This is a genomic window from Pectinatus brassicae, assembly GCF_014201835.1.
GTDB lineage: Bacteria > Bacillota > Negativicutes > Selenomonadales > Selenomonadaceae > Pectinatus > Pectinatus brassicae.
Genome location: NZ_JACHFH010000015.1, coordinates 1 through 23,724, shown reverse-complemented (window position 1 = coordinate 23,724; position 23,724 = coordinate 1). Strand labels below are relative to the sequence as shown.

The window sequence follows — 23,724 nt, the reverse complement described above, 5'->3', positions numbered from 1 at the left end:
CAGATTCTAAATTTAACATAATAAATCAGTCTCCCTTTATACAAAAATACGCTCTAGTCATAAGTTTTATACCATGAACAAGAGCGTTAGTTTTTTATATAATTCAAAATTAATTTCTATATATTTTTATTTTATATACTTCTGATATGTAGCACATAGTTTTCAATTTTTCAAAGTTAAGCCACAGCATTAGCATTTATTCTTTCAATAACTTTACGTATCCCCATCCACACATTCATATCGTTAAATAACTCAACTACGCTACCTTTATCTGTAAATGGTGATTCCTGCAGTACAGAAAAATCTTTAAGTATGCCATTATGCACAATATACTCAACAATCTGATTAACAAAATAAATTTGTCTAGCATCAAGATTAGTATTGGACATAAATTCAGAAAAAGCTTCTTTAGCAGCATTCATATCGATTCCTACTATTCCCCGGACAAATTCGCCTAATGGTTTTTGCCCATATTCCAACTCATAATCATCTTTGGTCCCAATGTCATTCCATAATATTTTCTCCAAGGAAGTAATATCCTGCAAAGATAGTGCTTTATTAGTCTTAAGTTTAGCAATTACAATATTATCTTGATGCTTTCGAATATAAAACTCAGCTTTGGCTTTATAGTTTTTTAAATCATCACTGTCTAATTCGGATTCATTCCATTCCTGTGACAAAATATCATCATTAAAATGTGTTGTGTATTTCAGCACTTTATTTTTAGGAATATATTTCATAAGATTTCTTAAATTTTCTCTTATATATTCAAATTCATTAATACCAGCGCGTTCAATGTAATCCGTGTGAAGAATGTGATTAATAAATTCAGATTGTACTTGTATTTCCGGTATATTGGCAACGCCTGCTACAGCTTTTACCTTTTTCATTAAATCCTTTTTAGCCTTAGAATACTTCTTACCAGCCAAATAAGCCAGCTCAATACCATACATTAAGGCATCAAATCTAATTGCTGTTATTTCATCTGTATCAGGCAGAATAAGCGGTGCTAATTCTTCTTTTACCAGTAAAGTATCTTCATAAGTCAGTGTATTATAATTAGTTTCATTAGAATATAAATCAACATATTTTAAATGTTGTTTAACGGCAAAATGACCTCTATCAAGCTCCGTTACTTTATCTGTCATGGATTTTACTAAATTTTTACGATAGGCAGTTAAATCTTCGGTCTGATAGTCTATATCCTGCAATTTATAGACAGTTTGAAATTCTAAATTAAATATGGCACTTTGTAATGCCGGACTATTAGCCGCTGATTTTCCTTTACTAACTCTAAAAAATTCAAAATTTCCGCAGAAGTCAAAAATATAAAATTTCTTTTTATCTTCGCCATCCAATAGAGCCGGACACAACCGTGTTCCCCGACCAATCATCTGCCAAAATTTTGCCCTACTCATAACTTTTTTGAAAAAAACAAGATTTAATATCTCAGGGATATCGATACCGGTATCCAACATATCTACAGAAATAGCTATCTGCGGCATTTTCTTAGGATCGGAAAATTCATCAATAGCACTTTGCGCATAAGTCATATAATTATCAATCACCTTGGCAAAACATTGTCCATTTCGGGAAAGATGCGGATATTCTCTATTGAATATCTCAAGAATCTTTTCAGCATGATCATGATTTTTAGCAAAAATAATAGTTTTACCTAATGTTTCACCATAATTGATTTTATTGCCGTTTGTCATCAAAATGCGCAGCACCTGTTTTATGGTATCTTCATTAAACAGCCAGGTATTTAATGCTGCTGAATTAATTATTTTTGGTAATTCGCCGTGTTCATCTTCAAAAGTTTCTTCATATTCTCTCTTTTCTTCTACTGACAACTCATCATAGGCAATACCTTGTTCAATAAATTTCAATGTCGTTTCTACTGACATAAAATCTATCAGATAGCCATCCTTTACGGCTTGTGCTAATTCATAACCATATGTTGGATTAGTGTTTTCCAGTTCAAATATTTCATAAGTGTTTTTATCAATATCATCTTTAGGTGTAGCCGTAAGACCTATTAAGAGAGCATCAAAATAATTGAAAATATCTTTGTATTTATTATAAATAGAACGATGCGCTTCATCACAAATTACCAAATCAAAATGGCCGTTGGTAAAAAGCTTACCATTTTCATCTTTAACTTCATCAATACAGTTCATCATTGTTTGATAAGTAGAAAATACACAATGCGCATTATAATTATCTTTATCTTCACATAGATTGGTTACAGATAAGTCTGGCAGTAAATTTACAAAATTTCTTTTAGCCTGTGTTACTAGTGAATTTCTGTCGGCTAAAAATAAAATATTTTTAACCCAGCCAGCATTTAACAATATTTGGCATAAAGCAATAACTGTTCTGGTCTTACCTGAACCTGTAGCCATAACTAATAATGCTTTTCTGTGAGTTTTTTGTTCAAATTCACTACACACTGCTTTAATAGCAGCTTCCTGATAATACCGCCCAGCAATATTTTTGTCGACAATAATATTTTGAAGACTTGTACGCATCTTGTGCAGATTAAATAGTTTTTCCAAATCACGTTTAGAATAAATAGCAGCAGTTTTTCTTTCGGGATAGTAATTGTCGATAATTCTTGTTTCAAATCCGTTAGTTAAAAACACGACTGGTCTTCTGCCATATTGCTTTTCTAATAAATCCGCGTAAAGTTTGGCCTGCTGGCGTCCTTTGACTATATCCACACAAGTCCTTTTGGCTTCAATTACTGCTAGGGGCTTATGCATATCGTCATACAATATATAATCAGCAAAGCCTTTTTTAGATTTATTAGGCATGCCCGGCAGCTCTACTTCGTTAATCCAGTTGTAACCTTCTATCCAATCGGCATCTTTTAACATCGAGTCAATATAAATTTTGCGGGTTTTATATTCCGATAACTCTAGAGGCTTTGGTACATATGTAGGTTGCTGTTCTTCGCGTCTTTCAGTCAACTTTTCTTTCAAAGCCTTATTTTCTGTAATAAGTGCTTGTAAATCTATGTCACTATCAGCAGATTTTACTATATAATTATCATTTTTCTTTTCTAAAAGCGTGGGATTAAAAGCTTTTTCACTGTAGTCATCAGCATAGCAATACGCTACATAATCAAGAAAAATATAGAGATCTTGCAAACAGAGAATAGCTTCGTCTTTTGTCACTTTTTTCCCATTATGGGCGGCATTATTACCTGTTCTGCGAATAAAATGCATACGAGTTAATAAATCAGCATCTACTAAATCACGAAAATCATCAGTACTCATCAAACTGGCTAAAGTGTCCTGATAAGGCATAGCCAAGGCTTTATCCACGGAATACATCCATTTAATGGCAAATTCCATAGCTCGACGACAATTGATAATACAAGATTCTATATCTATTTGAATAACTTTTTCGGCGGCAATTGCCACAGAGGAAAAACTATTAAATTTTACTTCTTTTTTTAAATAATCAAAATTTGTCATATCAATACCTGCCTTTGCCAATTTCGCTGTATACCATTTTTAATTATTCCTTAATTCTTCGAGGCCTTTGAAAAATTTCCAACCATTTTCAGATAATCCGGTAATTAAATCAGCTGGCGCTGAAGGTGATTTAAAGGCTAGGTTTATTTGAGTTATTATTTTCCCATCGATTATTTTAGCTTTTTCATTTTCTACATAACTATCAATAATAGAATTACCTCTAGGGAAATGTTTTTTATCCTTCCAGTTTTTTGTAGTTTCAGCTGGACGCTTAATCTCACTGCCAGCGGCTAAAATAAACTTGCCATCTTTTACAAACAATTTAGCATTATGTTTTGCTGATGGATAATAATACTTTATTTGTTTCACTGAAACTAACTTCTCATCAAAAGCAATTCCCTCAGCATTTAACAAAAATTCTATCTGCTCAATAAATGTTTCTAAATTAGGTCGATCATAGGTACTGATATTAGGTTTATTAATGCGCAGATCTTTATTAGTTAATATATAGCTGCTTTTCTTAAACTTTTGGATAAATTTATACTCCAGGTAGTCTATTGATAATTTATCAAAACTATTATTGTCGGTAACAAATAAAATAGCATATGACCAAAATGCCTTAGCCCTAATGTGTTCTTCGATTCTTTGTATTCCATTTACGGATTGTCCCACATATACAATGTTTTCATCTTTACTTGCATCAAAAAGGAAATAAATAGCATAATTTGTTGCAAACTCTAAATCATAAATTTGTTTATAACTTTCACGAGTAAAATAAAAAGCACGAATTTGATTAGTACGATCTTGAAACATCTTTAAATTTGCAGCATTATCAGCGTCGGGGTATAAATATGTAATTGCCTTTTGCATAAGAGCTCCCTTCTATTATTTTAGCCAAAATACTTTTGCATTAATGAATCAAATAATAATTGCACTTCATCCAATGATTCTTGAACTTCAGTTTTTAATTTATCTACTTGCCGAACAAAAGAGGCAAATTGATTTTGAATTTCAATTGGAGGTAATGGGATTTCTAAATTTCTACATTGTTCTAAATTTAAATTTTGCTGTCTTATTCCTACTGCAGAATCAATAAAGGATTTTAATATTTTTGGCTGCATTAATGCATACAACAAAAATTCAGGAATAATTTTATCAGTTGCTCTAAATATAGCAATTGCTTGATTTATATTCCATTCATCATATGTTTTTGGTACAAGAGAAAATTTTCCTAAAGGTGGTCCTACAATATTCATTAATACATCATTTGGATATACTTTTGAACGTGATAAAATTCCATTATGAATTTTGGATTCAATAAATTGTGATTTTTTATTAAATAACATTTTACCATCAAAACTTAGATTATATACTTTCAGATATGGAACAAAGCCTTTTGAGTATTTTTCATATATTTCATCTGATTTTGGTGTTGTTCCCTTAGTAATAAAAGCACAAACATCTTTAACTGTAACTACTTTGTATTTTTCTTTCTCAAACATTTCAACAAAACGTGCCTTAATAAGAATATCCAATTTTTTCAACTGAGATTTTTTATTTAAAAGAATTATTTCAGTTTTTGACAGTATTTGAGCCATTTTTTTTTGTTGATCAATTGTTGGATAAGGAATCTCAATATTATCAAAATTCTTTTTGGTAATATGTTTCATTGTTGCTCCATGCATATACGACATCATTGTTAGAAGATTAAACTGTACCGCATAAACAAAATAATTTTTATCAATTTCTTTTTTGTCAAAAACCACTTTAAAAATATGTTGATTTAATAAAGCTTTTCCTTTTTTCCAGATATACACACCTAAACTTGCTGACCATGAAATTAGAACATCACCATTGTTTATTTCAATTTTTTTAGGATAATTTCCATCATAATAGTTTAATTGATAACTTGAACCAGTTAAATCCTGTATGCGAATAATTGGCAGACCATTCCGTCCCCAATCAGTTGGTTTAAAAGCATAACCATTAATATAAGATGCAACCTCACCTAATTTTATATTATTCATATTTATTCCTATACGTTTATATTTTAATTATGTTCATAGCATTGTTTTTAAATCAGCTAAATCATTAGTTATCTGTGCATCTAATTTCATTATTTTATTAATAATTTCTTCTGTGGGCGGATATTCAATTTTTTCATATTCTATTTCTTTATATTTATTAATAGAAAGGTCATAATCATTATCAGCTATTTCCTGTTTCGGCACAAAGAAAGATTTTTCTGTTCTAGCTCGATTGACTTCAGCGTTTCTATTATGAAATCTTTCAATAATATCTTTTATATCATTTTGCTCTACTGGTGTTCTTTTATCATCAAGGCTAAAACCATCAGCAGTCATATCATAAAACCAGACATTATCAGTACCGCCATGTTCTGTTTTGGTAAAAATCAAAATACCGGTTGATACCCCCGCATAGGGCTTAAATACCCCAGAAGGCATGGAAATAACCGCTTCTAAACGTTGATTTTCGACGATTTCTTTTCTAATTGATTTATGTGCTTTGGATGAGCCAAATAACACCCCATCCGGTACGATGCAGGCACAACGACCGCCTATTTTCAGCATTCTTACAAAAAGGGCTAAGAAAAGCAATTCTGTTTTCTTGGTCTTACATACTTTTAATAAATCCGGTGATACAGAATCAGCATCCAATGAACCTTTAAACGGTGGATTAGCAAGAACTAATGAGAATTTATCCTTATCAGCATTTTGCTCGGATAGACTGTCTTTATATTCAATAAACGGACTTTCGACACCATGTGTCATCATATTCATGGCGCCAATACGCAGCATTGTCCTGTCCATATCATAGCCAAAAAACATCTGGCTCATATAATGAGCTTTTTTCTGTTTATCAAAGAATATTTCTTCTTTATACTTTTCCTTTAAGTATTCACTGGCTGTAACGAGAAAGCCTGATGTACCACAAGCCGGGTCACAGATAATATCATCGGCCTGTGGACGCATAAGTTCTACCATCATGCGAATAATATGTCTCGGTGTTCTAAACTGTCCATTGCGTCCAGATTGAGCAATTTTAGACAATAAATATTCATATACATCACCGCGTATATCAAGCTCAGTTTTATCGGTAGCTTGTTTTGCGGCGTTCATAAGTTTATAAATTTCATCGAGAGAATCTATTACTTTAGACAATACTAATGGTGTTGGCAGCTTAAATATAGCATCATCCATATATTTAGAATAGGCACTGTTTTTATCGTCGTGCAATGTTTTTATAAAGGGAAATACCCATTCCTGCATAGTAGCATACATTTTTTGCGCAGGAAAATCATGAAAAACAGACCATTTTAAATTTTCACCGGCAATTTCTCTATCACCAATCTTTATCAATTCAGCAAATATGCTTTGATAAGACAGTCCCAGCATAGCACTTTCTTTTGCCCGTTTATTATCCGAGTCATCTAAATCATGAATAAACATAAGATAGGTTATCTGTTCAATTACTTCTAGCGGATTGACTAAACCACCAGCAGCAAATATATCCCATAAACTGTCAATTTTATTTTTTAATTCTCCAGTTATCATTTATTTATCCTCTCTATTCCATGTATAAGCGGTATAGCGCCCGCCGCCCAGTTTAATTATTTCATTATTTTTTACCAAATTATTTAATGCGCGTTGTATCGTTATTTGACTAATATCAGGGCATTTGAGCATGATTTCAGCTTTGGTTATCTTCCCAATAGTTTCCTTGATAATTTCCCGCACTCTAGCTGGTTTTGACAGACCGCTTGTTGTAAGCAGTTTGACACGTGCCGAAAATTCACGATAAGCATTTGCAATTATACCTAATGTATATTTAACGAAAGGCAGATAATCATTTTTGTTTTCATGCCAATCAGCAGATCCTGCCTGTAATACCTCATAATAAGTATCTTTGGATGCTTCAATAAGTTTTTCTATACTTATATATTTACCTACAATATACCCTGAACGATATAGCAATAAAAGCGTCAATAAGCGGCTCATGCGGCCATTGCCATCATTAAAGGGATGTATACATAAAAAGTCTATTATAAACATGGGAATGATTATTAATGGATCAGCTAATTCATTATTATTTATAATATCAGTATAGGCTATACAAAGATTTTCTATAGATACTGCTGTTTCCCATGCAGCAACAGGTGCAAATCTTATACGCTTATTTCCCTGAGCGTCTGTTTCAGCTATGACATTATCAGCATTTTTATAATTGCCACCGCTTTCTTTGCCGCTGAATTTATATAAATCACGATGCAATTGAAGGATGATAGCTGGCTTAATTGGGATATATTCATAACTGTCGTGAATTGTATTTAAAACATCACGATAGCCAGCAATTTCCAATTCATCTCTGGTTTTTGGCATAGTTTTGGCTAAGACAATTTTTTTCAGACGTTCATCCGAGGTGTAAATACCTTCTATTTTATTAGATGATTCAACACTTTGTATCTTAGCAACTTCTACTAATTCCGTTAACTCGTCAGCATATGACTCTATAAATAAAGTTTGCTCACCCTTGAATTCGTGAATTTTAGAAAGCAAGGATACAATATCGGGTGTCAATAAACTTTGCCATTTTTGCGTATAATTATAATCACGCATTTTAATTACCTCATTTAAGATTCAATTTAATCATTTTTTGTAGTTTTGATATAATTAAATAATATAGTTTAATTATATCATTGTCAAATTCAATTTAGCACAAGACATATCAGCTAGCTATATATGAATAAGTAAAAAGGCAATTGAAGCATGGAGCTCAGGGAAAAATCTTCTTAAATTTTAGGCAAAAAATAACCACCCTAAAAATGGGCGGCAAAATAAAAAAGGTTCCTACCTACTTGGTAGACGCTAATAAACTCTTATGATATACTATTATTTATGAAGTAGTTCGGGCGGTTTGTTATCTCAATCATAATATCTAGCTTTTATGTTGTCCTATGATTGGGGGTGATGCCATATGGATAATAATATTATGTATATAACATTGTTAATCATTTTGGTTTTACTCATAAAAAAATAATCGCCCCAGCCTCGCAAACTTGGACGATTATTTTTATGAAATAAACGATTGAGAAAGCAGGCCGTCAGGACTGCTTCTTTTGTTTTTATAATAACACAACTTGTGATGTATTTCAATAGTTATAGAGTTCCAAATTAATAATCAAGTTTTATTTTTCCTGATACAAGTTTTTCTAATGCCGCTAGCTGAGGCGATAACCACTTATCTTTATGAAACAGCATGCGAGCTGTAATTGGAATATTAATTACCTTGCTTTTAATACCGACTAATTCGCCTGTTTCTATTTCTTTTTGCACTGCTATTTCTGGCAATATTGATATACCCAACCCATATTTAGCAAATTGTTTTATTGATTCAATACTGCCAAATTCTAAAACAGTATGTGTTTTTATATTATGTTGTTTTAATATATCACGCAATTCCCAGGGATAACCAACTTCAGAATCAGGATAGAGCAGTGTTTGATTAACAAAATCCTGCAGCAGCAATTCTTTTTTATTGCTAAGCGAATGGTCCTTGGACATGATAAAGACGGCTTCCCATGAAAACAAAGCAGTCTGTCGTATCTGAGGCAGTACTATTTTATGCTGCTGGGAAAAAGCAATATCCACCATATTTTCCTGCAGCCATTGGGGAAATTTACTGCAGTCACCTATGCTGATACATAATTCCACGTTGGGATAACTTTGCTGGTATTCCTTTAATAGCGGTGGCAACCAATAGGAACTTAGTGTCTCTGATGCAGCAATTCTCAGTGTTCCTTGCATCATTTCTGGTTTTTGAAACATTATTTTTATATTCTCGGCTTGGCGTACCATATTATCAGCAATCGGCAGAAGATTTTTGCCTTCCTCCGTCAAAAATATCCTGCGACCGATACGTTCAAATAACTACACATCCAGCTCAATTTCCAGATTCTTTATCTGATCAGATACTGTTGACTGTGAATAATTAAGTATTTTAGCTGCCTCACCGAAGTTTAATACCCGGGCGGCCACTAAAAATGAATTTAAATTTTTTGTCTGCATAAATACCCCTTAATCGATTTTACCGATTGTTATATCTAAAATAATCGACTTATCTTTTATATGTTTTCATGATAATATAAATTCATATTTTGGACAAGTATTTTAATCTAAAGGAGTCGATTTTTATGCAAACATCAACTACACTAAAGAAAAGTCTTTCCTGGCTGCAGGGCAGTGCCATAACAATTGGTTCCGTAATCGGTGCTGGAATTCTTGTACTGCCGGCATTAACAGCGCAGATTGCCGGTCCCGGTGCGCTGCTTAGCTGGTTTTTTATGGGAATATTATCACTGCCAATGATAAGCATAATTGGCATAATGTCTGCTAAATACCCAAACGCCGGCGGCATTTCCACTTATGCTGATCAAGGTATAAATTCCTATTGCGGACAACTATCCAGTCTGTTTTTCGTAGGTGCTATGCCATTTGGCATGCCCATCACCTCACTTATTGGTACAACTTATCTTGGTGCATTTTTAGGCTGGAGTAGTGGAATGAATCATTTAGCCGCCGCTATACTTATTACCTTGGCTATTTTATTTAATTACCGCGGCATCAAATTTTCCGGCATGACTCAGCTTATCTTTGTTTTATTTATTCTATTCATTTTATTATTTGCTATTTATACCAGCCTGCCCCATATTCATCATACAGCATTTACACCTTTCTTCTTACATGGATTTATCCCCGTTTTAAAATCAATATCTTTAATCTTTTTTGCCTTTACTGGCTGGGAAATCATTAGTAATTTGGCAGAAGAATTCAAAAATCCCCAGCGTGATATTCCACTTAGTCTGGGGATTTCAGCAATTGTCATAAATTTTCTTTATATAGCAATTATTATTGCTATCATTGGCAGTGAAGTTTATTTAAAAGCCAGTCCTTTTACCGCCATGCTTACACTTTTTTCTTTCGGCTCAGGCAATTTAGCCGCTGGCATTATTGGCATTTTAGGTTGCCTAGCCTGTTATTGCCCCGTACATACGTTTTTTGCCGGCTTTTCCCGTGTAATTTATGCTCAGGCTCGTGAACATCATTTGCCTGCTATATTTGCCCAGCTTCATCCCCGCTTCCAAACACCTGCTAATGCGTTGTTATCTTTCTTGCCTATATGTTATTTGATGCTGTTTTTAAGTTATTTTTTTTCTTGGAATCTGCAAATGTTTATCAGTATTCCCTGCACTAATTTTCTTATGGTATATACCCTTGGACTGCTGGGAGCCGCTAGAATGTTGAAAAATTATAAATTTAAAATTTTAGCATATTTAAGTTGTATTATTACCGGTATACTTTTTCTATTTATGGGGTGGTATATTTTATATCCATTATTAATTACAATTATTTTCTCTATTAAATACTCCCACTTTTTAGTGCCTAAAAGGATTTAATAATTTCTCTGAATTCCCCACAAAAAATGCCACCAATCGTAAAATAATTAATACGCTTGGTGGTATTTTTGCTAGAAATAAAGTTATTTTTTCTGCCTGATTAGAATAACTTTCGTCCCATAAATTTTATAATTTCCGATAATACTATTACACTAAATGCTGTAAGGATTATTTTACCCCACATTTGCACATCAAGTGGAACCGTACCAAAAAAAGCACCGCCAAATTGAATAATAATCATCTGTAACAAAAATGTAAGCAAAATTATTCCCACCATCATTTTATTTTTAAATAAATGGGTAAAAATACTTACTAAGTGAAGTTCACGGCAATTAAAGGCATTAAACAGCTGAAATAAGGTAAATAGTGTAAATAATACCGTAATCATTTCCTGTGACTGTGCATTTAAGAAATTGATTATATACTGTGCCAAAAATACTACGGATATATATACACCTGTCAGACCAATTCTTATTAGCATCGGCTTAGATACGATACTTTCATTACGCTTGGTTGGTTTACGGCTCATCAAATCAGCATAAATGGGTTCAAGCCCCAATGTAAGTGCCGGCGGTCCATCCATAATAATATTAATCCATAATAACTGTAAAGCTGTGAACGGTGCCTTTAGTCCTAAGATAATCGATACAAAAACAACAATAACTGACGCTAAATTAACTGTCAATTGGAACTGAATAAATCGTTTAAAGTTTTCATAAATGCCACGTCCCCAGGCAATTGCCTTGACAATAGTGGAAAATGAATCATCTAAAAGGACAATATCACTGGCTTCTTTTGATACATCTGTACCCGATATGCCCATAGCAATACCAACATCGGCATTTTTCAATGCCGGTGCATCATTAATGCCATCACCAGTAACGGCAACTACATTACCTTGCTCTTTTAATAATTTTACTACACGCATTTTTATCGTTGGCGTACTACGGGCAATTACACTTATTTGCGGTAATATTTCTAATAAAGCATTATCATCCAAATCAATTATTTTCTTTGCTTCAACTGCAATTTTTCCTTCGTCTAAAATATGCAGCTCTTGAGCAATAGCAGTGGCGGTGATAATATTATCGCCTGTTAATATTTTTAAATCAATACCCGCCCGACGGCAATTTTTAACAGCTTCATATACATCGCTGCGCAGTGGATCTGAAATAGCGACAAAACCATCAAAAACCATATCAGTTTCCAGCAAAGGATGAAGATTTTCATTTTCATAATCACGCATTGCATCTATTTCTTTATGGGCAAAAGCAATTATCCGCATCGCCTTTTTTTCAGCAGCTATGATTTTTTGTTCAATTTTTTGCTGTTCTTCAGCAGAAATACTGCACATGGAAAAAATTACTTCGGGACTTCCTTTTACATAAGAAATAATCTGACTATTGACCTTACTGATGGTAGTCATATGTTTTAATTCTGAAGAAAAGGGAAATGCCATCAATACATCATGCTTAATACGTTCTTCTTTATAAGCTTTACCTATTTCTTGACGAGCTGACGACTTTTCATAAAAATTAAGCAAGGCACATTCAGTGGGATTTCCGATAAACTCGCCCTCAGGCGAAATATCGGCAGTGGAATTTAAACAGATATTATGATACATCCATTTACAGCTAAGCTCTAACGGATTAGCATGGAATTCATTGTCATAATAAGAAGCTACTGTCATTTTATTTTCAGTTAATGTCCCAGTTTTATCCGAGCATATAACATTAATACAGCCAACTGTTTCTGACGCAATCATCTTTTTAACCAAAGCATTTTGCTGTGATAGTTTAATGATGTTAATAGATAATGATACCGCTACAATAGTAGGCAGCCCTTCAGGAACAGCCGCTACTATCAATACTATACTGGTAATAAATGCTTCCAAAAGCACTTCTAAAGTAAGGGTACCTACTGTCATAAAACTTATAACTTCAGAAATAAAAATAATTGCTGCCGCCAGTACACCTAAAATAGTGATTGATTTTCCCAATTTAGATAGTTTTTCCTGTAATGGTGTAGAAGATTTCCCCGTTTTAGTCAATTCCTGGGCTATTTTACCAAATTCCGTATTATCGCCTACAGCAGTAATAAGCATCTTGCCATAACCATTAGTAATATAATTACCGGCATACAACATATTAATACGCTCAGCCAACGGCGTTTTTTCGTCTTTCAATATAGCATCTGCATTTTTCTTGACCGGAACACTCTCACCTGTTAACGCTGATTCATCTGATTCTATACTTACTCCTTCCAGCAGTCTTCCATCTGCTGGAATTTTATCCCCCATAGCCAGCATGATAATATCTCCAACAACAAGTTCCTGTTGCTTTAATATAGAAATTTCCCCATTACGAAGAACTTTGTTGCTGACATCATCACCAATTTTAGCCAGTGCTTCAAAAGCCTTGGCGCTTTTTCCTTCCATAACAACAGTGATTACCACTGAAAGAGCAATTGCCACAAATATTCCAATTGATTCTAAAAAATCAGCTTCGCCCATAGCACTTAAGCGTATAAAATTAACGGCTACATCAATAATCCCTGCCATAATCAGCATAATAATCATTGGCTCGGTAGAAGCTTCCCATACCCGCTTTACCATGGATTTTGGTTTCTCACGTGAAAGTATATTTATCCCATATTTTTCCTTGTTTTTTTCAGTTTGTTCATTAGACAGGCCCTGCTCTAAATCACTATGCAATTCCTGCAATAATTTTTTGCGGTCCTTTATAAACTCACTCATATACGTTCTCCCCGACTATTATTTTCGATAGAAATTGCTGTTGTTTAATAACTATTAAATAACATTTTCTAAACACTGGATAAAAATTCCTTTTATTAATTTTGCTAATACTACATAAAAAAGAGTTATCCGCATCTAAACAATATCTTACTATATTATAAAATATTATCTAAAGCAATAACTCTTTTATTATTATTAATTGTATATTATCCCTGCATTTAAGCTGGTATTATTTCCAGCCAATAACCATCGGGATCAGAAATAAAATATATTCCCATTTCCTTATTTTCATAGCATATACAGCCCATCTCTTCATGCAAAGCATGAGCTTCATCCATGTTTTCCACAGCAAATGCTAAATGAAATTCATTTTCTCCCAGATTATATTTTTCCTTACGGTCTTTTAAATAAGTAAGCTCTAATGTATGATTAGTTTTACCATCACCTAAATATACCAAAGTAAAATCAGGCTTTTCCTTACGACGTACTTCTTTTAAATTCAATGCCTTTTCGTAAAAAGCCATGCTTTTTTCTAAATCAAGCACATTAAAATTATTATGAGCAAATTTAAATTTCATAAAATCAGTTCCTTTTCTTATTAAAAGATAACACTAATTCATTTACATTAACAATATCTAGTTATAATAATCTAACAAAGTCTCGAATATTATTAAGCAGTGAAGAATCATTTTTTAATTTCTTTTTCTTTTAGCCAATCAGCTAATTTTTTGCTGGTCATATTACCAGCGGCAACACTGACTATAATATTCTCCATTTCTTCTTCGTCATAATCTATAATTATGTCATTAATATCTAAGTAAACTTCCATGCTGTGTACAGCGGTCCGCTTATTGCCATCTGTAAAACCATGATTGTTTGCAATACCATAGCAAAGCTGGGCAGCTTTATCAAAAATTGATGGATAAAGCTCTTCACTGCCGAATGTTTGAAATGGATTATTAACAGCTGAATCCAGTAATCCCAAATCTTTAATACCTGACTTAACAACAAAATCTTTTTCTAAATCATTATGAAAAGCAATGACATCTTCCATAATAAAAGCTCTGATTTCTTTAAAGTCCATTATTTATTCTCAAGAGCTTTATAGAGTTTAGCATTTTTCTTCATAATGCGTGCAGACGAAGCTTTTATTCTTTCAGCCAAATCATTATTATTCGCACTGGTAATAATTTTTCTTTTTTGCGGATTAATTGGTTTTTGTTTACCATCATTCTGTATCTCCATACAAAGCACTCCCTTCTATGTAGTTATATTATACAACAACAAATTATTAAAAGCTAACTCATTTGATATACCATATTCGCTAACATATCATACGTACGGAATCTTATTTTCACAAGGAACTGCTGTCTGGCATTTACCACAGCCATATCTAGGCGCATATTTTTCTTTGGTGCTATTCAAAAAGCTAGAACAAATATCATGATTTTTCCCTTGCGCCAATGAAATAGCACTGACTGGGCATCTTTTTACACAAGCACCACACTCAGTACAGTATTCATATATTTCCTTATACAGACGAATATCAGGCGCTAATTCCATGTCAGTAACTAAACTTGCCAAACGTCCAGCCATCCCTTTTTCGGTAATAATCCCCTTTGATAAACCAAATGTTCCAAGCCCCGACACAAATGCGACATGCCTCTCTGACCAATTGCTGGTAAATGAATTATCAGGATGGGCTGTAGCTGAATCATATTTACTTTTAGACCAAAATTTTTCATCCATAGCTGGAACAATTGCTTTATAACCAGTCTGCTGAATTTTTTGTTGTATATGTATAATGAATTTTTTAATAAATTCCTGTCCTTCAACGCGACCATATAGCCACTCCTGTGAAGGCTGGATTTTATCTTTTCTATTACTTATCCGTACCTGCTCAGTAAACGGCAGAAAAAATGATATAACACTTTTCGCCTGTGGTAGCCACTGCTGCGGCAAAAGGAAATGCTCACCTATCCCGGTTTCATTCTTTAATTCATAATAAAGACTGTCTGTTGCTGCACTTATCCCGCATAATGGCTCTTCGAATATCTTTGGTTCTGATAATTGATGAACATTTGCTCGTTCCTGCATCATAATATTATCTTTTGAGCTATTTACAAATGTTTCCGCTAAGGACATTATATCCATTTTATTCATAAAATCACCTTATTTAACTATATTTTCTTATATCTATACTATACGCCCACATACACTATTAGTAAAATCAATAAAAAACTCTTGCTGAAGTAAAAATTATTTCAACAAGAGTTTTTTATTTACATTACAGCTTCTTTATGTATTATTTCTTCTTTATCCTTCATCGCCATAAGCGTTTTTTCCAACAAATCATCTATTGGCCAATCAAGCATTTGTGCACCCTGCTTTATAATATCCCTTGAACAGCCAGCTGCAAATTTTTTATCCTTAAATTTCTTCTTTAGACTTTTTAGTTCCATATCCTGCACGCTTTTTGATGGACGCATAAGAGCTGCTGCCCCGATTAAGCCGGTAAGTTCATCACTGGCAAAGAGTACTTTTTCCATCTCTTCTTTTGGCTCAATATCAACGCAAATACCATAGCCGTGTGAACATACAGCATGAACGAATTCATCTTCCGCCCCGATTTCCTGCAATAACTGCGGTGCCATTTGGCAATGCTGCTGCGGATATTGTTCAAAATCAACATCATGCAAAAGTCCTACTTTTTCCCAAAAATCTGCCTCTTGTTCATAACCTAAGTTTTCTGCGTACCAACGCATAACCGCCCCAACAGTTATCCCATGTACAATATGGAATTCTTCTTTATTGTATTTTTTCAAAAGACTTATTGCCTGTTCTTTACTTATCGTTGTCTGCATTTAAATCACCTCATAATATATTATTTTACTGGTACTGCTTCTTTATAAAATTCCCGCAAATCCGATTTTAATATATAGTCTAGTTCCTGTTCATCATTCATTGCCGTTTCGGCAAAAACAAAACCAAATACATCTAAAGCAGGATTATCTATTTTACGCAAAGCCAATACTTTTTTAAATGACTGACAAATTTTTTCGTAATCAAATGCCCTACACGGTATATTTTTATCAGCTTTGTCAAGCAATATCAAGCTGTATAATAAGTTTCCCTTATTGGCAAGTATATTTGCAAAATCAGGTTTTTTATTATGTAAAAAATAATCTACAGTTATTATGCCATAAGCATAATAAGCCACATCAGTACTGGACAAACCGGCAAACCGCATCGGATTAAATTCTATTGGATAAACCCTGCCATTATGCATTCTTATCTCGGCATGCACTGGGAAATCTTTTAATCCCAAATACGTATTGGCTTTTTGAAAAAACTCTTCAAATGCCAGCTTATACTGTTCAATTATTTCTTTACTTGTGTAATATACTCTATCACTGACATCAGAACAGGAAGCGAATTTATGCGTAAAAATGTTTAAAATAACGGGGTTACCAGCTTCATCATAATAAAAATCAACAGCATATTCTTTTCCCGGTATATATTCTTCTAAAATGTAGCAGGATTTTTTTATTACTGCTGCCGGAAAATTTTCCGACCACTTCTGTTCATTCTTCTGTATTTCAGCTATCGCTTCATCAAAATCATCTTTAGTATAAATTGTATATACACCTAAACTTAAAAAGCCAACAGCCGGCTTTAATACCAGGGGATATTTTATTTCTTTATCCTTATATGCAACAAGATCCTCAAAGGATAATTCTTTATAGAAAAACTCTGGATATAATGGTTGCAATTTTTGTCTAAAAGCAGCCTTATCTTTTAATAATTGTATCTTTTTTACAATATCATGCTCAGGTAAGTTGACATATATCCATTCCAACGCATTCTCAGAGGTTGTATATAGTTTTCCTGTTTTTAAAAATTCTTGTTTAAATTTTTCATCATTCATAAGGTTTAGCTTATATCTTGTTGAACACTCTCGTGCAAAATCATTATTAAGTACCGGAATATCATTATCACTTAAATACTTTAACATTAATTCTGAAATATAAGGCCTATCCAAAATAACCACAACAACACTTCCTCCAATATATTTTGCTTATATATACAATAATATTATCCGACAAAAATTGTCTGTAGCAGTACCATATGAATAATAGTTCCTGCTGCAATACTAAGCAGCATATTACGACGCCATAAATGTAATATCACAATCACGCTTATAGAGATTAATTCCGGCAAGCCATGATTACCACTAAGAATAGTAGTGTCTTTTAATGAGTATATTACTAGTAAAGCAATTACTGCTCCCGGCAATGTATTGCCCAAATATTTTATGATTGGTGCAGGCTGTTTGTTTGACGGAAAAACAATAAATGGTAAAAACCGTGTCAGCATCGTTCCTAAAACTACTACGGCAATAGTTATAATGGCATAACTAGTTGACTGCATCGGCCTTCACCTCTTTTACTTTCTTTAATAATAAAAAGCTTACCACGATGCAAATCATCGCCGGAATTATAAAATTATCATTAAATAACAATAAGCAACAGCCTGAAATAAATAGCCCCAATAATGAAAAGCTATGCTGAGCATTTTGCAGCCATTGCTCAAGAAAAATCACGATAAATAATGCTGCCATAACAAAATCTATCCCCGTAGTATCAATATGTATATACTTGCCAAGTATTGCCCCGATAGTAGCTCCGCCAACCCAATAAATATGATTCAACAAGGTAACGAAAAACATAAACCAGTCTTTATCAATTCCATTGGGGACTCTGGTGGCATAATTTATGGCAAAACTTTCATCGCACATACCAAAAATAAGATATAATTTCTTTTTTCCCATATGCTTAAATTTATCCAGCATGGAAATACCATAAAAAATGTGTCTGGCATTTACTGTTAATGTCAGTATAAATGCCGCTAACGGATTAAAAGTTGTTAATAATAGCCCCATTGTAACGAATTCCATAGAACCGGCAAATATAAACATACTCATAAAAATAGGATATAAGGGCAAAAAACCTTTACTGATCATTAAAAAACCATAGGAAATACCTAAAAACAAAAAACCTGCTAAAATTGGTAAAGTATGGGGCAGCGCTGCGCGAAAAGCAGCCTTTTGTACAGACATAATTACCTCGCTTTCCAAACTATTATTGTATACAATATATTTTTACAATATTACACTTTTTAAGTATTACTGTCAAATTTTATTCTTATTATAATCGTTTGTTTTATTTTTTATTTATGATACACTAAAAGTGGCACTTATATAAGAGCCACTAAATAATAAAAAAACAGTGCCACCATTTTATTTGGAGGATAATATTATGATTTATCTTAATAAAAATACTAAACAACCTTTATACTTACAAATTTATAACCAAATAAAAACTGATATACTACTGCATGTTTTAAAAGAAGGCACTATTTTGACAGGCAGCCGTACCTTAGCCCAAACTTTACATATCAGCCGCAATACTGTTGATACTGCCTATAGCCAATTAGCTACAGAAGGATATATCATTGCCCAAAAAGGTGTTGGCTATATAATTACTGCTTTGCCTAAATTGTCCATCACCACATCTGCACAACCTTTTTTAGTGATAAAAAAGCCATTGCCAGCTACTTATAAAGCACAAGACATTAAATATGACTTAACTAATGGCAGCCATACCAATGATTTATTTCCTAAAACGCTCTGGCGCCGCACTACAATAAAATGCCTTGATATTCTCGACCAGCAAGCACGATTATCTTCACATTTAGACAAACAGGGAGAAATATATCTGCGGGAAAATTTACTTGCTTATCTCAGAAGAATTCGTGGTGTTAAATGCCAGCCTGAACAAATTATAATAACCTGCGGACTACAGCAATCATTAGATATTATTTGTAAGTTATTACATGATAAGAGACCTTCCGTTTTAATGGAAGAACCTGGTTATCATAAAGCTGCCGCTGTATTTAAAAATAACAACTTAAAAATCAAGACTATTCCGATTGATAAATACGGTATTAATGTCAATAAATTTCCCCAAGACATATCAAGCTGCCTAATCTATTCAACACCTTCGCATCAATTTCCCACCGGTATCACAATGCCAATACATAGACGATTAGAATTATTAACGTGGGCTAAAACAAATACTTCCTATATATTAGAAGATGATTTTGACAGCGAGCTGCGTTATTATGCCAAGCAAATACCATCCTTACAGTCCATTGATGAAAATAATAATGTAATTTATCTTGGGACTTTCTCCAAAGGACTATCACCCTCACTGCGCATGGGATATATAATTTTACCACCACAGTTACTAGAAATTTATATGGATAAATTCCAAAATTATAACAGTACTGTTCCTATCCTAAATCAATATGTAGTTGCTTATTTACTGGAAAACGGTGAATATGACCGTCATATTAGGCGGCTTAATAGTATATTTCGCAAACGTTTAGAGCTTTTTAATAAAGAATTTAGTATTTTTAATGATAAAATTAAAATCATTGGCAATAACAGCGGACAATATTTCCTATTGGAATTTGCTGCCGATGTCCAGCAGTCTGAATTGATTATCGCCGCCAAAAAACAGTCCGTCCAAGTTTATCCTACAATGCAATTTTGGCAGGATAGAGCAGACTGCCCTGATAATACACTTTTTTTAGGCTTTAGTAAAATTTCTTTAAAAGATATTCCTGATTGTGTACATAGATTAAAAAAAGCCTGGTCTAAATTTTTATGATTCAATTTCAATCTACTAATATACCTCAAAAATTCAACATATTTATAATAATAATGCGGCCTGTAAACAACCGTGGCTGCGAACGACAAAACCAGAGCAAGTGGACACTGTAATTGTGCCCATCAGCCCTGGCTTTCTATTATCTTGGCGAGAAGGTCTATTGTTTTTTAGTTTTTTAATTATTCGGGTTAGGAATAAGCTCGGTATATGACTAATAAATAGGCATGGACAAGATATCACTTTCTGTTATTTATGTTGTAAAACAAAAAGAGGAATTTACTATATTGAGTAGAAGTGTTATCAATTAGAATGATGGTTTTGGAGTTGAAATTATGATTTTTTTATTTAAGGGCTTAATATTAGGTCTTGCTGTTGCAGCGCCAATAGGTCCTATAGGAGTGCTTTGTATACGTCGGACAATCGCCAACGGGAGAACAAGTGGAATTATATCTGGTTTAGGTACAGCTACTGCAGATATGTTTTATGGATGTATAGCTGCATTTGGTGTAAATACTATATCAGATTTTTTGTTACATATTCATAGTTATTTACAAATTATTGGAGGAATATATCTAATTTATTTAGGATATCATATATTCATATCTCTACCAGCTGAAAAATCATCTAAAGCAAGGAGTACTAATAGATTAGAAGATTACACCTCAGCATTAATATTAACTTTAACCAATCCAATGACCATAGTATCATTTAGCGCAATATTTATGGGATTAGGAGTAGGAAATACTACAGGGAAATATATGTCAGCCCGGTTTCTTGTAATAGGTGTTTTTTTAGGATCTATATTATGGTGGATAATATTAAGCGAATTAGTAAATAAGTTTAAAAATCGGTTTGATCAAAGAAAATTAAACTGGATTAATAAAGTATCTGGAATAATAATTTGTACATTTGGTATGTATAGTATAATTTCACAAATTAAATAATATATTGTTTATATAAAAATAAAGTGCTATCAGATTACTGACAGCACTTGTGATTTATTTTTATTATTTAAGTAAATGAAACCAAATAATTTCTAATTGTTAAAATAATTTATTTGGTTTTTGCAGCAGAATATTTTTCTGAAGTAGCTTTTTTATGATGGTGATGATGTTTAGTTTGATCAGCTTGAACATTATTAGTTTCAACAGCATATTTAGGTTTAGTGTCAACCTTTGACGTAGCATGATGTGCGGATGCAATAGTTGCTCCAAATATGCCAACAGCCATAAATGAAGATAGAACAAGAGTGGTTAATTTTTTCTTTTTTAACATCTTTTTAAGATCTCCTTTTATAAAACATCTAATATAAATCACCAAATTATAATAGCACTTTTGTATTGTTTTGTATCAAATTTTTTATAAATATTTATTTATTTTTTTAAATAGTTTTCTTGACTTTTATTAAAATTAATAGATGAAATAAATTATACGATTTTATGCTTAATTAATATAAAAATAAGTGATTAAGACACTATTCTTTTCTATTTTTTTACTTATGATAATTATTTTCAAATATCAAATTGACTATCATAATGTCAATATAAAGGAGTTTACTAAAGTGAATACAAAATTTATTGGACATAAGAAAATGTATATTATATTTTTAATAGCAGTTTTCTTTTTCACAGGAAATGAAATATTAATAGCATCAGCAAATAATAAAAAAGAAAATATAGAAACTGAATTTAGACAAATGGAAAAAGATAATAATGCACGTATTGGAGTATATGCTTTGGATACAGAAAATGGATCTGTTGTGCGTTATCGTTATGATGAACGTTTTGCATATTGTTCTCTAGCTAAAGTTTTTATAGTGGGCGAAATTTTACGTCAAAACTCATTAAAAAATTTGAAAAAAAACGTAAGCTATAATAATGAAGATATTTTATCTTATGCTCCAATTACATCAAAACATATAGAAACAGGCATGACAATCGAAAATCTTTGTTCGGCAGCTATTCGATTTAGTGATAACACCGCAGGAAACTTATTATTATGCCAAATTGGAGGTATTAATGGTTTTAAAAAATCCTTATTAAATATAAATGATACGACCACACAAGTGATGAGAAATGAACCTACATTAAATACAGCTATACCAGGAGACACTTCAGATACAAGTACCCCTTATCAAATGGCAATGAATTTTAAAGCATATACTTTAGATAATATATTGCCAAGGGAAAAACGTACGCTCTTGCTTGATTGGATGTCGGGAAATAATATTACTGACACATTGATTCGGGCAGGTGTTCCAATTGATTGGAAAGTTGCTGATAAAAGCGGAAGTGGTGGTTATGGAACACGTAATGATATCGCATTTATTACACGTCCTAGCCATGCACCAATTATCCTTGTTGTTATGACTACACATAAAAATGTAGATGCAAAAAGTAATGATGCATTGGTGGCTATGGTTACAAAAATTGTGATAAATAAAATAAATAGAGGGCCATCAAGATAAACCTGTAAATTTATTGTTATCAATAAAGACAACAATAACCGTTCTAAAAATATATTGTAAACGATATTTTGAAATGTTTGCAATTGTAGTTAATGACGATATAAAAGGAGTAGTTTCCTTATATTAACATATAAGCTCAACTGTTAGTTTTGGTATAGGAATTTCACCAGAAAAAGGGGAAAGGCTATGCATTACAAGGTTCAAAAACAGCTATAGCATATGCTAAATCATTAGGTTATAAAATTATTGCAAGTAATGTTAATAAGAATTATATTGCTAGTATTAAGTTACATCAAAATCTTGGTTTTGAAATATATCAAGAGTATGTGAGTACAAAAATTGTAAAAACATGTATCTGTTTATACAATCTTTATCATAATAATATTTTTGAGCGTCTTATAAAAGATTCCAGAAAGCAACGGATAAATAACAGTTATCTGACTATACCAGTCTGGCTTTTAATTTTATTAAAGGAAGCGGATGTATTATTGTAGAAGTAATATTTATCAAATAATTATGAACGGAGTGAATGAAATGTTATTTTCTAAGAAAAATGGTGTTGATGTCGATTTGATTAATAAAAGCACAGGTACGGATGCGCTTACAAGAAAATTATTGGAAATGAGTAATCCCGGAATAGATTATTTGGAACAGTTAAAACCAATAATTATTGAAAATGCAGAAGTAATAACGGATAAATTTTATAATAAAATACTTTGGTTAATTGTATAATCAAATTGAACAGTAAATAAAAAATCCATAGGGACTATTCTCGTGTTAGAATATAATCACCATAAAAATATCTACACGGG

The 23,724-nt window shown here is 32.6% G+C and carries 22 protein-coding genes; 5 read left to right on the top strand and 17 right to left on the bottom strand.

The window, feature by feature from the left end; all coding sequences use genetic code 11:
* Positions 1-176: 176 nt before the first annotated feature.
* From HNR32_RS06910 to HNR32_RS14120, 7 genes are all read right to left on the bottom strand, one after another.
* Positions 177-3,482 (bottom strand): DEAD/DEAH box helicase family protein, encoded by a 3,306-nt coding sequence (locus HNR32_RS06910; protein ID WP_183861059.1) that lies wholly within the window; start codon positions 3,480-3,482, stop codon positions 177-179.
* Between the two features lie 39 nt (positions 3,483-3,521).
* The gene (locus HNR32_RS06905) at positions 3,522-4,352 is read right to left on the bottom strand and encodes a GIY-YIG nuclease family protein (RefSeq protein ID WP_183861057.1); all 831 of its coding nucleotides are present in this window, start codon (positions 4,350-4,352) and stop codon (positions 3,522-3,524) included.
* A 20-nt stretch (positions 4,353-4,372) separates the two neighbouring features.
* Positions 4,373-5,509: a restriction endonuclease subunit S gene (locus HNR32_RS06900; RefSeq protein WP_183861055.1), complete on the bottom strand. Its 1,137-nt coding sequence runs from the start codon at positions 5,507-5,509 to the stop codon at positions 4,373-4,375.
* Between the two features lie 33 nt (positions 5,510-5,542).
* Entirely contained in the window at positions 5,543-7,057 is a 1,515-nt protein-coding gene (locus HNR32_RS06895) for a class I SAM-dependent DNA methyltransferase (protein WP_183861053.1), read from the bottom strand.
* The gene (locus HNR32_RS06890; protein ID WP_183861051.1) at positions 7,058-8,119 is read right to left on the bottom strand and encodes a Fic family protein; all 1,062 of its coding nucleotides are present in this window, start codon (positions 8,117-8,119) and stop codon (positions 7,058-7,060) included.
* 555 nt (positions 8,120-8,674) lie between these two features.
* Positions 8,675-9,400: a substrate-binding domain-containing protein gene (locus HNR32_RS06885; protein WP_231038068.1), complete on the bottom strand. Its 726-nt coding sequence runs from the start codon at positions 9,398-9,400 to the stop codon at positions 8,675-8,677.
* A 30-nt stretch (positions 9,401-9,430) separates the two neighbouring features.
* A complete protein-coding gene (locus HNR32_RS14120; protein ID WP_231038069.1) occupies positions 9,431-9,568 on the bottom strand; it encodes a helix-turn-helix domain-containing protein in 138 nt (45 codons plus the stop codon).
* 125 nt (positions 9,569-9,693) lie between these two features.
* On the opposite strand from HNR32_RS14120, the gene HNR32_RS06880 reads away from it, so the two are divergent.
* Entirely contained in the window at positions 9,694-10,956 is a 1,263-nt protein-coding gene (locus HNR32_RS06880; RefSeq protein ID WP_183861049.1) for an APC family permease, read from the top strand.
* 100 nt (positions 10,957-11,056) lie between these two features.
* Here HNR32_RS06880 and HNR32_RS06875 read toward each other — a convergent pair whose 3' ends face one another.
* The 9 genes from HNR32_RS06875 to HNR32_RS06835 all read right to left on the bottom strand — a co-directional run bounded on the left by HNR32_RS06875 (position 11,057) and on the right by HNR32_RS06835 (position 18,830).
* The gene (locus HNR32_RS06875; RefSeq protein WP_183861047.1) at positions 11,057-13,711 is read right to left on the bottom strand and encodes a calcium-translocating P-type ATPase, PMCA-type; all 2,655 of its coding nucleotides are present in this window, start codon (positions 13,709-13,711) and stop codon (positions 11,057-11,059) included.
* A 218-nt stretch (positions 13,712-13,929) separates the two neighbouring features.
* A complete protein-coding gene (locus HNR32_RS06870; protein WP_183861045.1) occupies positions 13,930-14,289 on the bottom strand; it encodes a VOC family protein in 360 nt (119 codons plus the stop codon).
* Between the two features lie 107 nt (positions 14,290-14,396).
* Positions 14,397-14,795 carry a type II toxin-antitoxin system death-on-curing family toxin gene (locus HNR32_RS06865; RefSeq protein WP_183861043.1) on the bottom strand — a complete coding sequence of 133 codons (399 nt, stop codon included), beginning with the start codon at positions 14,793-14,795 and terminating at the stop codon, positions 14,397-14,399.
* Positions 14,795-14,956 carry a hypothetical protein gene (locus tag HNR32_RS06860; protein WP_183861041.1) on the bottom strand — a complete coding sequence of 54 codons (162 nt, stop codon included), beginning with the start codon at positions 14,954-14,956 and terminating at the stop codon, positions 14,795-14,797. Before HNR32_RS06860 ends, HNR32_RS06865 begins: the two co-directional genes overlap by 1 nt.
* Positions 14,957-15,043: 87 nt before the next feature.
* Positions 15,044-15,874, bottom strand: a complete 831-nt coding sequence (locus HNR32_RS06855) for a 4Fe-4S binding protein (RefSeq protein ID WP_183861039.1) — start codon at positions 15,872-15,874, stop codon at positions 15,044-15,046.
* Between the two features lie 119 nt (positions 15,875-15,993).
* A complete protein-coding gene (locus HNR32_RS06850) occupies positions 15,994-16,575 on the bottom strand; it encodes a hydrolase (protein WP_183861037.1) in 582 nt (193 codons plus the stop codon).
* Between the two features lie 20 nt (positions 16,576-16,595).
* Positions 16,596-17,726 carry an ATP-grasp domain-containing protein gene (locus HNR32_RS06845; RefSeq protein WP_221300581.1) on the bottom strand — a complete coding sequence of 377 codons (1,131 nt, stop codon included), beginning with the start codon at positions 17,724-17,726 and terminating at the stop codon, positions 16,596-16,598.
* 80 nt (positions 17,727-17,806) lie between these two features.
* Positions 17,807-18,142 (bottom strand): branched-chain amino acid transport AzlD family protein, encoded by a 336-nt coding sequence (locus tag HNR32_RS06840; protein WP_183861033.1) that lies wholly within the window; start codon positions 18,140-18,142, stop codon positions 17,807-17,809.
* Complete coding sequence (locus HNR32_RS06835; RefSeq protein ID WP_183861031.1) at positions 18,129-18,830, bottom strand: AzlC family ABC transporter permease; 702 nt, start codon at positions 18,828-18,830, stop codon at positions 18,129-18,131. The genes HNR32_RS06840 and HNR32_RS06835 overlap by 14 nt, the downstream gene beginning before the upstream one ends.
* 199 nt (positions 18,831-19,029) lie before the next feature.
* Here HNR32_RS06835 and pdxR point away from each other — a divergent pair, with 199 nt between their 5' ends.
* Positions 19,030-20,445 (top strand): MocR-like pyridoxine biosynthesis transcription factor PdxR, encoded by a 1,416-nt coding sequence (pdxR, locus tag HNR32_RS06830; protein WP_183861029.1) that lies wholly within the window; start codon positions 19,030-19,032, stop codon positions 20,443-20,445.
* Positions 20,446-20,777: 332 nt separating this feature from the next.
* Entirely contained in the window at positions 20,778-21,389 is a 612-nt protein-coding gene (locus HNR32_RS06825; RefSeq protein ID WP_183861026.1) for a LysE family translocator, read from the top strand.
* A 109-nt stretch (positions 21,390-21,498) separates the two neighbouring features.
* Here the strand turns inward: HNR32_RS06825 and HNR32_RS06820 are convergent, their stop codons facing one another.
* Entirely contained in the window at positions 21,499-21,720 is a 222-nt protein-coding gene (locus HNR32_RS06820) for a hypothetical protein (RefSeq protein ID WP_183861024.1), read from the bottom strand.
* 286 nt (positions 21,721-22,006) lie between these two features.
* On the opposite strand from HNR32_RS06820, the gene bla reads away from it, so the two are divergent.
* Complete coding sequence (gene bla / locus HNR32_RS06815; protein ID WP_183861022.1) at positions 22,007-22,912, top strand: class A beta-lactamase; 906 nt, start codon at positions 22,007-22,009, stop codon at positions 22,910-22,912.
* Between the two features lie 516 nt (positions 22,913-23,428).
* Entirely contained in the window at positions 23,429-23,644 is a 216-nt protein-coding gene (locus tag HNR32_RS06810; protein ID WP_183861020.1) for a hypothetical protein, read from the top strand.
* The last annotated feature ends 80 nt before the right edge of the window (positions 23,645-23,724 follow it).